The sequence below is a fragment of the Pseudomonas sp. 22526 genome, from assembly GCF_052044735.1.
GTDB classification, from domain to species: Bacteria; Pseudomonadota; Gammaproteobacteria; order Pseudomonadales; family Pseudomonadaceae; genus Aquipseudomonas; species Aquipseudomonas piscium.
Genome location: NZ_JBQENK010000029.1, coordinates 1 through 12,512 on the forward strand (window position 1 = coordinate 1; position 12,512 = coordinate 12,512).

The 12,512-nt window shown below is 61.3% G+C and carries 10 protein-coding genes; 1 reads left to right on the forward strand and 9 read right to left on the reverse strand.

Annotation, left to right across the window (positions count from 1 at the left end):
* The first annotated feature begins 360 nt into the window (after positions 1 to 360).
* Positions 361 to 1,266, forward strand: a complete 906-nt coding sequence (locus tag ACTJKT_RS29240) for a LysR family transcriptional regulator (protein WP_440789910.1) — start codon at positions 361 to 363, stop codon at positions 1,264 to 1,266.
* 152 nt (positions 1,267 to 1,418) lie between these two features.
* Here the strand turns inward: ACTJKT_RS29240 and ACTJKT_RS29245 are convergent, their stop codons facing one another.
* The 9 genes from ACTJKT_RS29245 to ACTJKT_RS29285 form a co-directional block, all read right to left on the reverse strand.
* The gene (locus ACTJKT_RS29245) at positions 1,419 to 2,318 is read right to left on the reverse strand and encodes a hypothetical protein (RefSeq protein WP_440789912.1); all 900 of its coding nucleotides are present in this window, start codon (positions 2,316 to 2,318) and stop codon (positions 1,419 to 1,421) included.
* 47 nt (positions 2,319 to 2,365) lie between these two features.
* Entirely contained in the window at positions 2,366 to 3,523 is a 1,158-nt protein-coding gene (locus ACTJKT_RS29250) for a PAAR-like domain-containing protein (RefSeq protein WP_440789914.1), read from the reverse strand.
* Positions 3,524 to 4,340: 817 nt separating this feature from the next.
* On the reverse strand, positions 4,341 to 5,600 hold the full coding sequence (locus tag ACTJKT_RS29255) for a TIGR02270 family protein (protein WP_440789916.1): 1,260 nt from the start codon (positions 5,598 to 5,600) through the stop codon (positions 4,341 to 4,343).
* A gap of 49 nt (positions 5,601 to 5,649) precedes the next feature.
* The gene (locus ACTJKT_RS29260) at positions 5,650 to 6,546 is read right to left on the reverse strand and encodes a hypothetical protein (protein WP_025810237.1); all 897 of its coding nucleotides are present in this window, start codon (positions 6,544 to 6,546) and stop codon (positions 5,650 to 5,652) included.
* Positions 6,547 to 6,576: 30 nt separating this feature from the next.
* A complete protein-coding gene (locus tag ACTJKT_RS29265) occupies positions 6,577 to 7,656 on the reverse strand; it encodes an HNH/endonuclease VII fold toxin-2 domain-containing protein (protein ID WP_169914169.1) in 1,080 nt (359 codons plus the stop codon).
* The gene (locus tag ACTJKT_RS29270; RefSeq protein WP_440789976.1) at positions 7,656 to 8,696 is read right to left on the reverse strand and encodes a hypothetical protein; all 1,041 of its coding nucleotides are present in this window, start codon (positions 8,694 to 8,696) and stop codon (positions 7,656 to 7,658) included. The genes ACTJKT_RS29265 and ACTJKT_RS29270 overlap by 1 nt, the downstream gene beginning before the upstream one ends.
* On the reverse strand, positions 8,693 to 9,805 hold the full coding sequence (locus ACTJKT_RS29275) for a DUF2169 family type VI secretion system accessory protein (RefSeq protein ID WP_440789918.1): 1,113 nt from the start codon (positions 9,803 to 9,805) through the stop codon (positions 8,693 to 8,695). The genes ACTJKT_RS29270 and ACTJKT_RS29275 overlap by 4 nt, the downstream gene beginning before the upstream one ends.
* A 15-nt stretch (positions 9,806 to 9,820) precedes the next feature.
* The gene (locus tag ACTJKT_RS29280) at positions 9,821 to 10,270 is read right to left on the reverse strand and encodes a DUF6484 domain-containing protein (protein WP_169914167.1); all 450 of its coding nucleotides are present in this window, start codon (positions 10,268 to 10,270) and stop codon (positions 9,821 to 9,823) included.
* 16 nt (positions 10,271 to 10,286) lie between these two features.
* Entirely contained in the window at positions 10,287 to 12,512 is a 2,226-nt protein-coding gene (locus ACTJKT_RS29285) for a type VI secretion system Vgr family protein (RefSeq protein ID WP_440789920.1), read from the reverse strand.

Sequence of the window (12,512 nt, forward strand, 5' to 3'; positions counted from 1 at the left end):
TTTGCGGCAACTGCGTTGCCGTTCGCAGCCTCGCAAGCTCGGCAGCGGCTACACAGGCATCGCGGTCCCTGTAGCCGCTGCCGCAGGCTGCGATCGTCGGCGCAGCCGTCGTAAAACCAGGCGATGTGGTTTTCCAGGCAGATCGCGGACTCAGGTTTTGCGGCAACTGCGTTGCCGTTCGCAGCCTCGCAAGCTCGGCAGCGGCTACACAGGCATCGCGGTCCCTGTAGCCGCTGGCGTAGCCTGCGATCGGCGGCGCAGCCGTCGTAAAACCGGGCGATGTGGTTTTCCAGGTGGAATGAGGTGCCGGAACGCGAAAAAGCCGCTATAAAGCGTTCAGCTGTCAACCAGAGAGTGACAATGAACCCCTTCGAAGACATGCGTATTTTTTGCCAGGTCATGGACTCCGGCAGCTTCACCGCGGCGGCGGATCAGTTGGGCCTGTCCAAGCAGTTCGTCAGCCGGCGCTTGATGCAACTGGAAGAACGCCTGGGCGTGCGCCTGCTCAATCGCTCGACCCGGCGCCTGGACGTGACGCCCCTGGGGCAGAGCTACTACGAGTCGGCCCTGCGCCTGCTCAGCGAAGTCGAGCAGGTGGAGCAGGGCATCGCCGGCCAGACCGTCGAGCCCCGGGGCACCATTCGCCTGAGCGCGCCGCTGTCGTTCGCCATGGCCCATCTGGGGGAGCTGTTGCCGCTGTTCCTGCAGCGCTATCGCGACGTCACGGTCGAGGTCGATCTCAGCGACCGCCCGGTGGACCTGCTCGGCGAGGGCTACGACCTGGCCTTGCGCATCGGCGTGCTGGAAGACTCGACGCTGATCGCCCGGCGCATCGCCTCGATCCAGCGGGTGTATTGCGTCAGCCCGGCTTACCTGGCCGAGCGCGGCACCCCGCTCAGGCCCGAGGAGCTGCAAGGCCACGACTGCCTGCCTTACGGCCACGGCCGCCAGGTGCAGTGGCGTTTCGAAGGGCAGGGCCACAAGCCCTTGCTGGTCAACGTCACCGGCAGGATGCGGGTCAACAACGGCGAATTGCTCAAGGACGCAGCCATCGCCGGCATGGGCATCACTTACCTGCCGACCTTTATCGTCGAGGCCGCGCTCAAGGACGGGCGACTGGTGTCGGTGCTGGATGGCTTCCACCCCGAGCCCCTGGCCTTGTCGGCGGTCTACCCGCAGCACCGCCAGGGATCGCGACCGGTGCAGGTGTTTATCGAGTTCCTGCGCGAACAGCTGAATCGCGGTGTGGCGTCGGGAGCGCGATAAGGCGCTGGTTGAGTTCCAGGCTCGAGCCAGCCCCAGTCAGGGCTATATTATCGTGGACCTGGATGCTGCCTGCTTGGCATTCAGTTGCACACCTGCGTTGGCACCGCTGGCGTTCAGGGCGCCATTGACCTGCACATTACCGCGCTCGGCCGTCAGCCCCGGTCGAAGAAGCTCAGCAGTGGTTTCCAGCGCTGGCCGTCGAACTCGAACAGCTCCTTGCCTCCGGCCGACCAGAGCACCCCTTCGGTGGTTCTCAGGCGGTAAGTGGAGGAGGGGAATACCTCGTCATCAGGTGGCGTGAGGGGAATCAGGTCATTGTCGACGATCTCATAGAGCAGATGCATATCGGATACGAACACGCGCCCGGCGAAAGAGGCGACACCCCACAGCTTCTCGCACGTTTTGTCTTGCTCAATCAGGGCCCAGGCATCGCCGCGCCCCTTGAGAATAATGCCCTCGTCTCCCACGGCATATGCCGAGCCATCTTCGGCGCAGACAAGGTCGAAGAGGTCCAGGTTGGTAGGGGCGTTCAGGCGCTCCCAGCCAACTGCTGTCCGCCGGCAGAGCAATCCCTGCCAGCCGACGGCATACAGTTCATCGCTGGAAAAGGCTGCCACTGCTTCCACAGCTAAATCCACGGCCTGTTCGCCTGATAGCAAGGGAATTGTTTCCGCTTCCCAGAGGGTCCAGTCCCGGCTGCAATACACCTGTAGCACCGTACCCACCGCCAGCGTGAAGTCCATGCCTATGCTCCTGATCGAGCGCAGCGGGCCCCGCTGCTCCACCCCCTCAATGGACGGAAGCTCATGGAAGCCCTGGCCGTCGAACCGAACGAGCTGGCCAGCTTCTCCCAGATAGATAGCCTGTGGATAGGGATGGATCTGGCGGATATCGACCGAACAGGCGTTCCATTCGACGGGAATAGAGGTCAGCTTACCGGCCTCCAGCCAGCTGAGCACTGCATTGGGTTCGTCCTGTTGAAACAGCTCATCAACGGAAACGATAAGGGCACCACTGCCTGGTGCGACGGGCCGTGCATCGACAAGCGTCATGCCAGGAATCTGTCTTGGAGCCTGTGGTGGCATGGGGGATCTCCCGTCTAACCGTTCATTAACTCGGCGGACTGTGCCAGCAAGCGTCTCCTCACATTGTCTTTCTTCCCCATCCCGTGAGAGGAAGGGCGCAAGGTTGCGCTCGGGTCGGTTCGTGCCTTCTGGTGGTAGTCCATGAGTTGTGCTTTGAGGCATTTTTCCGAGCAGCCCTTGAAGGTGGTGGAGGCCGATTTTGCGCCTATGGTTGCGGCGTCATCGAGGCTCATGGCGCTCGAACCGTGGGCGTTCATCGCCACCTTGCGTCTCGCCGAGAGCACCCCATGGCTGCTGACCGTGGCTGCTTCGCCTTCGGCACACAGACAGGGTGCCTTGTTGGAGTCGTAATCGTCCCAGCCAGTTCTTTTTCCACCCTTCCGACGGTGTCCTCCGGCTTCGACGATGCATTTCACTTCGATGAGGTGGTCGGGCGTCTGGCCGGGACAGCAATGGTCGCTGTCGTAGGGGGTGAGAAAGCAGCGCAGTGTCCGTTGGCAGGGGGTCTTCTGCAACGCGCCGAACAGCCGCCTTTCGAGTCGCCTAATTTCCTTGCGGATATTATTCCGCGTCTGTTTGTCCGCCCCGGCCTTGCGCTCGCTGTCAAATTTCTTGCGTTCACTGGCCACTTGCCAGCTCTCGGGCGGGCATGTCGCCTTCAGGTTCAGGTCGTCCCCGCAGGCCGTCTTCGCAGCGTCGATCTCGTCGTTGCATTGGCCCGTCTTCATGCCGAGCGCCATGCGGTCCTGGTAGGTCCAAGGTACGGTATTACCTGGATCGGAAGCGTGGTTATGGGTGGTCATATCCAGGTGGCGGACCACATTTTCGCCTTCGATCTTGATGTCCATGGACCAACTGACGAAGTACACCTTGCCCTTGTTCTTGCTGGTCACTATGCCTTTCTTCGGGGCCGATCCCGCCTCGTCGCCGGTGCTTTTCCTGAAGTAGGACTTGTTCTTCAGCATGACCTCTCGCCGAGTTATCTTCACCGTGCGCGAGCCCCGACTGGTGTCCCTGGCCATGCCTGTATTGGGGTAGGGAATAGGGGTTCCCGCCGGGGTTGGCGGTGCCTGCGGTGGTGTGAAGCAGGCGTCGGGGAAGGCGCAGATTGCCTTGCCAGAGGCGGCCTTGCAGGAAATTTCACGGCCGTTGGCGAAAACTTCGTTAGCCAATCTTTGCCTCCTTGGCTGTACGGGCTGGAGCAACTCCGACTCCGGTTTAAGTTATGAACGGAGCCTGCTGGAAAAATTTCTTCCTCGCGCGGCGGATGGGAGGGACATTACAGAGTTCCGAGCTGGATGCTGATGCCCCGCTTAGGGGCTCAGAACGCATCGGAGTCCCCCGGCTACGACACTGCTACTCCACGATTCTTTTGTTGTGAATGTTGTCTGTGTTCAGCGTGTCGGCGCGTTCAAGCCAATAAACTGTTCGGCACCGCCATCCATAACTCTTTGTAAACCCTTAACATTAAGAGTTCCTCGACAGCCTGACACCGACCAACATGTAAGTGGTATTTGCTGGACAGTTGCTCCATCAGGCTAGTCTAAAGTCCGCAAATCGGCCAATAGCAATGGGATGGACCTCACTTCGGCGTCTTGAGTGCCAGACTGACGGTGCGAACGTAGTCAACCTCGAGAAGGAGTCCACAAATGAGGTTTATGCACATTGGAGTCGATTTGACCATCCCTCCGGTAGGCGGAGTGGTCGTTGCTCTTCAGCGCTTCCTGTTCTTGAGTCTGCGCATCGATTCGCCCTTGAGTGGGATGACATGCGCGTTGTGAACAATTCGATTCGAACCTCAGCCCTTCTTATCGGCCTGGAAGATGTACGGGGTGTGACTGGTGATCAGCGTGTATGGGCCGACAAAACCTGAAGTCGGCGAGGGAAGCCATTGCCATGAACCGTCTGCATAGTCATCCAAGCATAGGTCGGTGAGATGTCTACCGGAGCGGGGGTAGTCCGGCGCAATCCGGGGCAGCCGCCTGCTCATCATCGCCCGAACCCCGCCGGCTCCCCCAACAATGCCTTTTGCCGCCAGGCGGGCGCGCTGGTGGGGAAAAGCGCTTCGGTCGGCCACAAGCGAGCGATACCGTAGGCTGCGGCGATACGCTGGCGTTGCTGGCCGCGGATCAGCGCTTGCCGATAACTGCTTTCGCTCTGTGGCAGCCCCAGCACATAGCCCACGCCCGCCTGGAAATCGCCTCCATGGGCTTGCCACCAGGCTGCGATCAACGGCGGGTCGGGCCAGGGCAGGTTCTCATCGGGGTCCATGACGACATTGGCATCTTCAGGGTCGTCGTTCGGGCCGGCATCGAAATCCGGCAGGTCCTGCAACTCCAGATCGAGCAGCGCCAGGTCGGCGCCAGTCATCAGGCTGAAGGCCTCGCCAGCGACACGGGCATGAGGCAGGTCGCTCATCTGCTGGATCAGCCAGGGCACGCTGACCGGATCTCCCAATAGCCCAACAGCCTGGATGCCGATGCGCCGCTGCTCGGGGTTCTGCATCAACTGGCGGATCCAGGCGATGCTGTGCTCGCGCTTTTGCCAGGCCAGCAATACGCAGAGCGCGCGGTACTGGAATTCGCCCGCTTGCTCGGCGAACTGGCGCAGCGGCTCCAGTGCTTCCTCGTCGCCCATCTGCGCGGTGGCCCAGTTGGCCCAGAAGCGTGGGGCTGCATCCTTATGCTGCCGGTGGGCACGAATCGCCGGCATCAGGTCACGACGACGCAGCTCGCCGGCACTACGAGCGGCACGTGCCAGCACGCTGGGGTCGGCATGGGACAGTCCGGCCAGCAGGGCGGGGCCTGGGTCGTGGCGGTGCATGCCGCAGGCGGCCAGGCCGATGCGGCGGAACAGGGGCTCGGGGGAGGCGAGCAGGCGCTCGATCCAGGGCGATACCCGCTCCCAGTCGAGCCAACCCAAGGCCGCGGCCATAAAGCGCTCGCTGCCCGTATGCACGCGTACATGCTCGGCCAGGATGCCCATGGCTGTCGCATTGTTTGTCTCGAAGGACAGCACCGTGGCGGCAAATACCTCGCCCCGTGCGTTGGGGCTCAGTTGCTGCGACAAGGCTTCCAGCCCGGGCAAACCCGCTATGCGCAGACCATCCAGGTGAGCTTCGATGCGGTTGTCCAGGGTGGTCAAGTGCTGGAGGTCATAGTGGGGCGCTCGCACGGCGTAGTCGCGCAGGCCGGCGAGGAAGGCGGCTTCTTCGGCATGTTGGTCAATCATATTCACAATTGAAGACATCGTAAGAAACCTGTCGGGGGAACGCCCGTGCTCAAAACCAGGCAATTGCTCAAACGATCCTCGTCCATTCAATTCCATCGAAAGACATGAGATCGAACTCACCATTCGACCACATGACGTCCTTGCCAGCGCTCAGTTGGTAGCAGGACTTTGGACGATCATCACCGAAATCCACAGGTTCCAATTGCGATTGTTTCAGACGATAGACATTCGACATGGTTGATACGTAAAGAGCATCGATAAACCATTCCAAATCCCAGATGTCATCGGAAGTTTCCGTTTGATCTACGACGCTCCACATATCATTGCGCCCTTGCAGCAGTACACCGCGATGGCCCGCTATGTAAGCGATGCCATTAGGCGCGCATTTGATCGATGTGAGAGTCACCGATGTTGGTGACTCGCAAGGATGCCAATGATGACCATCGAATCGCCATATCGCGCCCTCGCGGCCAACTGCATAGATTTCACTACCAGAGAAGCCGTGAATTGCCTGCGCATTGAAAGTTTCCGGTAAGCCATCATCGATACGTGTCCAGTGTTTAGGGCCCTCGAAGCGATACACCATTCCCCTCAGGCCAACGGCGAAGGCAACGCCGCCAATTTCTGCCACGGAGCGGATGCCGCCCGTTCTAGGGTTTTGAGGCGCGGGTGTGCTGTCGTCGAAGATGTCGCCGCTACTCGTACCGCTTGCCATGATCGCTGAATAATAGCCGGAGCCGGATACGTCAATGAGACCAGGTCCAGGCTGCGAAACTATGGCTAGCGAATGGGCGTCGTAGTTGGCGTCGGTTCGAATAAATTCGCCATCCTTATATTTGAAGATAATGGCATGGGGAACCTCATCGGCTTCTTTCTGAGGATCGGCTGCATAAATGAAACCCATCCCAGGCTGGCGAGCTATAGCCGTGCGTATGACAAGACCATTCAATGGAGTGTTTGGCATTTAGATATCCTTCATAAGTAGAGGGCAATATCAGAAAGTTGTCGGATTTGAAGGTTCTGGAACGCGTCCGGCCGTTGACGGACGGATTTGCTCGGTCGGGCCGATATTCATCTTTTGATGGCTTTCTCTTACTTGGCTTTTCGTGCACTCCTTATCGCATTTGCTCCCCCCTTTCTGGGCGGCTTCCGCTCCAACTGCTTCGGCTTCGGCAACACTCCATCGTGCATCCGATGCAATGGTCTTGCCGGTGACTTTTGGCTTAACGGTCGGATGGTTCACCGTGAGGAGGTTCGTCTCTTCATGAATGTCGCCGTGCGTTCCAGTGGAATGGCTATGGCCATCTTCGCAAATGCATGGCGCCTTGTTGGGGTCGTACTTATTGGCTCCTTGTGCATCGAGCAGGAGCGCCTTGCCACCTTTCCCTCTCTCCTTGAATTGTGATTTAGGCACTATATGGTGTGGTGTTTTCCCATCGCAGCAGTTCGATGGTTCATAGGGTGTAAGCACGCACTCCATCGCCTTTTTGCATTTTGGATCGCCACACAAGGCCTCTGATGCTCCGGCCCGATTGATCGCGTCTGTGGAATAGGTGTTTGCATCGACATGACGCTGGCAATTGTTATCCTTCAGCCCCTTCACTACGTTGTGGCAGGGATGGGAACTGTTGGCCGCCGCGGCCGTGTCAATATAGGGCCAGGTTGGGCTATTACCCGGCTGCGACGCATGATTATGGGTGGTCAGATCCATATTCCTGACCACATTCTCTCCCTCGAACTTCACATCCATCGACCAGGAATTGAAATACACCTTGCCTTTGATCTTGCTGGTGATGACGCCCTTTTTCGGCGCGCAACCGGCCTCGTCTCCATAGCTGGTCTTGAAGTAACTCTTGTTCTTCAGCATCACCTCTTTACGGGTGATCTTCACCGTCCGACTTCCCTTGGTGGTGTCCTTGGCCATACCCGTATTGGGGTAGGGAATGGGCACCCCTGTCGGTGTCGGCGGAGCCTGGGGCGGGGTGAAGCAGACATCAGGGAAGCAGGCCACTGACTTGCCATCCGCTGCCTTGCAGGAAATCTCCATATTGTTGGCAAAGACCTCGTTGCCCATCACGCAGCCCTCACAGTCTGATAACTGAGCAGCGCAGCAGCGCGTTGCCCGGCGTCGTTGCCGAGGTGGCAGAAGATATTCGGGCCTTCGCCATAGCCCTTGCGGCTGGCGGCCAGGGCCACGGCGAGCATCGCCGGGCCGATGGCGGCGCCGGTTTCGCCGATGCAGTCGGCGGGGTGCCAGAGGTGGAAGAACTCCTTGCGCACCCGCAGGGTGCGGCTCAGGGCCAGGGAGGCTTCCTTGAAGTAGTACTGCTCGCCGGAGATGTCGGTGAGCCGATAATCCATCTGCTCCAGCCCGCAGCCGGCTTCGCTCAGGGCCGCGCGCACGGCCTGTGTCAGGCCGTCGGCGCGCAGCGGAATGTCTTCGGCCTCCACCGTGGCTTTCTCCACGCCGAACCCCAGGCCGATGCAGGCCAGCTGCGGTGTTTCGCTGGCGGTCGGGGCGTTGACCACCACGGCGGCTGCGCCTTCGCCGGGAATAAAGCCGTTGGAGTTCTGGCTGGTGAGCAGGCGTTCGCGCTCTTCGAAGGCGGCCAGGGTCGGCCCGCTGAGGAAGGAGTCGACGCCGGCGATCAGCACGTGGCGATGGCCTTGCTGGTAAATCAGTTTGCGCGCATTGAGCAGGGCGACCGCGCCGCTGACCCGGCCACGGGCAATGACATTGGAGCTGCCATGAAAACGCACGCCCAGTTCATGCTCAATGTCGTGCAGCAGGCTGAGATCCAGGCCGTCGAGACGGCCGGGGCGGTCGGCCTCCGCTACCCCGAGTAGCAGCGGGGTTTTCTCCGGGGCGAGGCCCGGCGTGCTCTGCAGCGCCTCGGCGATGGCCCGGGCGGCCATCTTGATCAGCTTGCTGCGCCCACGCCAGGGCTGTTCCAGGGGCACGCTGGCAGCGATCAGCCATTCGCCGCCGCGGTCGATAAAGCGGGTCTCCTGGAAGTTATCGATAGCGCAGCGGATCGCTGCGCAGCTCGCGGGTGCGCTGAGGCCGACAGCGCTGACCATGCCGGAGCCGATGATGCAAAGCGCGGTCATCAGCTCGCCTCCTCGGGCGCGCGTTTGGCTTTCACCAGGGAGGAGAGCGACGGGTAGTAATCCTTGCCCAGTTCGCGGGCGCGCCACCAGCCCGTGGACATAGTGCCGACCAGCACCTGGGCGATCTCGAACAGGTTGCGTCGTAGCGGACGGGAGACACGCCAGGTCAACTGCACCTGGCGCGTGTCGGTGTCGATCAGCAGGGTGTCGATCACTGCCTGCACGGTTTCATGACCGCCTTTTTTCAGAAAGAAGGTCACCGGCACCTCCATTTCGGGAATGCGAAAGCCCGCGCGCTCCTGGGGCGTGAGGTTGAGCAACAGCACATCCTCGCCACCGCGCAGGTAGTGGGTCTGCTGATCCTCAGGGGCCGCCTGAAAGTAGCGGTTGTCGAAATCCGCCGGCAGAAAGGGAAAACAGTCGGCCAGCCAGGCCTCGTCGTAGGTGCCGGCGAAGCGGGCGCGTTGTGGCCAGCCACGGCCGATGGGGCCGAGGGCCATGGGGCGGAAGTCGCCAGAGGGACTGTCGATAGGTTTGCCCAACTCCTCGGTGCTCGGCATCGGCATACCGACGATGTCGGCACTGTCAGCGCTGCGTGGGTACCAGCCGCAACCGATCGGATTGTCCAGGTAGCAGTGACGCAATTGGGGGTCGTTGGCGATCGGATGGCTGCCGCCAAACGCCCGGGCGTAGGAGATGTCCTGCTCGGTAAAGGGCTGCGGCAAGCCGGGAGCAACGCCCAACAGCCCCGATTGCCATTGCCGTGGACCGAGGACGGAAAAAGCCTTGCTCATCCGCCCGACGCGAATGCCCGCGGTCAGCTGCGTCACGGGTCGCCCGCCTGGCGCGTAGGCCTTGCCGCGGACCAGGACATCGCAGCATGGCTTGACCGGGGCGAAGTCCATTTCCTGCAGCGGGGCGCTGAGGCCCGGCTCGCCGAGGAAGGTGTCGGCCATCAGCAGCGGTTGCTGGGTGTCGGCGAGGGTGGCCGCGCGGCCGTCCAGGGGCAGGTTGAACGTGCCTTTGGCCACCACCACCAGGGATTCGCGGCCATCGGGCTCCAGGCCCTGGGTATAGGCCGCAAGCAGTTTGCTGGCGTTGAGCAGTTCCATAGGCCGGATACCTGTCTAGTTGATCTGCACCGAACCGCCCTTGATGCGGTTGACCCCGCTGGAGCGGCTGGACAGGTAGGCGCCCTGGATAATCACCTTGCCGGCTCGGGTCAGGGTGATGCTGGCCTTGCCGCAACGCAGCACGATTTCCCGCTCGGCGGTGAATTCCAGGCGTTCGCCATCCAGATGGGCAATGGCGGGGACGGTCGTTTCAGGGAGACGCTGAATGCGGCCGATCACCAGCGGCTGGCTCGGGTCGCCGGCTTCGAACATCAGTGCGACCTGGGCGCCGATGTCGTCGCGACTGAGCTCGGTGGTGGTGCGGGCGGCGATCCCGGTTTCGCTGGGGCAGCCGGGAAATGCCACCACCGGCGCGCCGGCCTGGGGAACGTCCAGCAGAATGCCGATGACCACGCCATCCAAGCGCGCGGGGATTTTGACGGGAAGGTGCTGTTTGACGCTCATGGTCTGTGCTCCATGCTCAGTTCTGCAGAATCTTCTGGCCTTTGACCACAACGTTCCTGTTGGCCTTGATGTTGATGGCGCCGGAGCCGTCGATGGTGATGTCCTTGCCGCGAATCATGATGGTGCCGTCCTTTTTCATGGTGATGCTGGCCGCGCCCGTGGTCAGGGTGATGGAGTCGCCGGCGGTGAGGGAGAAGTTCTTGCCGACGTCCAGGCTGTCGTTCTGCTGGATGTTGGTGGTGCGGTTCTGGTTGACGTCGCGGGATTCGTTCTGGCCGATCTGGGTACTCTGGTTGCCGTTGATCTCGATACCTTCGTTGCCCTTGACCGTCTCGTTGCGGTTGCCGGTGATGCCGATGGTTTCGTTGCCGCCCACGTCCTCGGTGCGGTTGCTGACGATGGTGATGGTCTCGTTGGCACCGACCTTTTCCGTGCGATCCGCGCCTATGGTGATGCGCTCGTTGTTGCCCACGTCCTCGGTGCGATTGGCGCCGATGGTGATTTTCTCGTCGCTGCCGACATCCTCGGTACGGTTCACGCCGATGGAGATGGTCTCGTTATTGCCGACCTTTTCCTTGCGATCCACGCCTATGGTGATGGTTTCGTTGTTATCCACGGTTTCGGTGCGGTCGTGTTTGACGTGCACGGTCTCGTCGTTGTCGATGGTCTTGCTGCGGTCGTGGCCGACCCAGTGGGTCTCGTCGTTCTCGACCTCGATGTCCTGGTTCTTCTCGGCGTGGATGAACAACTGCTCCGCGCCTTTCTTGTCTTCCATGCGGATTTCATTGAAGTTGGCCGGCGAGCCCTCCTTGCTCGAGCGGCTTTTCACCCCGCTCTGGGTGGCATTGGCCGGCAGCTCGTAGGGCACGGTCTGTTCGGCGTTATAGACGCGGCCGGTGATGATCGGGCGATCCGGGTCGCCTTCGAGGAAACCGACTATCACTTCCTGGCCGATCCGCGGGATCTGCACCGACCCCCAGTTCTTGCCGGCCCAGGCCTGTGACACGCGCATCCAGCAGGAGCTGTTTTCGTTGGACTGGTCGTGGCGATCCCAATAGAAATGCACCTTGACCCGGCCATACTGGTCGGTCCAGATCTCCTCGCCAGCGGGGCCTACCACCCTGGCGGTCTGCGGCCCGCGGACAATCGGCAGGGGCGTCAGGGGCAGGGGCCGGAAGGCCTGGCTGGCATCCATGCAGTCCAGTTCGCTGATGAACTGCTCGGCCAGGTCCAGTTGCCCGCTTTCATAAAGCTCCTGGCGGATCTGATAGCGTGCGACCACCACCAGGTATTCGCGATTCTGGTCGGCGCGCTCGTAGCCGGTCAGCTTGAACAGATGCCCGCAACCCAGGCCACGCGCCCGACCGCGCAACTGCACACGCTCGAACTGGCTGTGAATGGCCTGGATGCGGGTGCGTGCGTAATGCTCGCCATCCTTGCTCTGCACGTACTCGCCCGGGTAGTCGTAGAGCGGATGGTCACCGTTGCTGTGGCTGCGCGACACGCTGGAGCGCACTTCGAGGCTGGCGCCGGGGCGCTGGAAGTCGTAGTCGTTCAACGCCAGCGAGCCAGGCTGGACTTCCCGCGCCAGTTGCCAGTCGTAGAAGTGGTCGCGCTCGCGCATCTGCTGATCGGGCGGGTAGAAGGGCACCGAGGCGTAGTTCGCCACCGTCGAGTGGGCGCCGTAGGCGTCGGCCAGCACCAATACATGACGGGCTTTCTCATGGCGGAAGTAGTAGTAGATGCCTTCCTGCTCCATCAGCCGGCTGATGAAGTCGAAACTGGTTTCGCGGTATTGCACGCAGTATTCCCACTCGCGGTAACTGCCGCTCAGGTTGTCTTCGAAGTCGGAGAAACCGAGGTCGCGGAACACCTGCTTGATAATGTCCGGCACCGTCTTGTTCTGGAAAATCCGGCAGTCCGAAGTACGCGTGAGCAGCCAGAACCAGGGGCGCAGGCTGACCCGATAACCGGCGAACTGGCCGTGGCCGGTCAGTTGCCGGCAGCCGCAGGCAATCCCGTGGAAGTAGCGTTTGCCGCCGTCGTGCAGCTCCAGGGTCAGGCCCATCGGCTTACCCAGCAACTGGTCGAACTTGATCGCCCGGTCTTCGGAGGTGAGGTCCAGCTCATAATGGAACAACCGCCCCAGCTCCTCGCTGCCTTCCATGCCCTGCAGCAGCAGGACCTCGCCGCCGAGGGGGCTGTCGACCTGCACCAGGCGGGTGCTTTGCGTGATTGCCAT

What these genes read in the sequence shown, in the direction of transcription:
- ACTJKT_RS29240 (WP_440789910.1), top strand. Translation starts at nt 361, where the DNA reads ATGAACCCCTTCGAAGACATGCGTATTTTTTGCCAGGTCATGGACTCC.
- ACTJKT_RS29245 (WP_440789912.1), bottom strand. Translation starts at nt 2,318, where the DNA reads ATGACGCTTGTCGATGCACGGCCCGTCGCACCAGGCAGTGGTGCCCTT.
- ACTJKT_RS29255 (WP_440789916.1), bottom strand. Translation starts at nt 5,600, where the DNA reads ATGTCTTCAATTGTGAATATGATTGACCAACATGCCGAAGAAGCCGCC.
- ACTJKT_RS29260 (WP_025810237.1), bottom strand. Translation starts at nt 6,546, where the DNA reads ATGCCAAACACTCCATTGAATGGTCTTGTCATACGCACGGCTATAGCT.
- ACTJKT_RS29265 (WP_169914169.1), bottom strand. Translation starts at nt 7,656, where the DNA reads ATGGGCAACGAGGTCTTTGCCAACAATATGGAGATTTCCTGCAAGGCA.
- ACTJKT_RS29275 (WP_440789918.1), bottom strand. Translation starts at nt 9,805, where the DNA reads ATGGAACTGCTCAACGCCAGCAAACTGCTTGCGGCCTATACCCAGGGC.
- ACTJKT_RS29280 (WP_169914167.1), bottom strand. Translation starts at nt 10,270, where the DNA reads ATGAGCGTCAAACAGCACCTTCCCGTCAAAATCCCCGCGCGCTTGGAT.
- ACTJKT_RS29285 (WP_440789920.1), bottom strand. Translation starts at nt 12,512, where the DNA reads ATGGCAATCACGCAAAGCACCCGCCTGGTGCAGGTCGACAGCCCCCTC.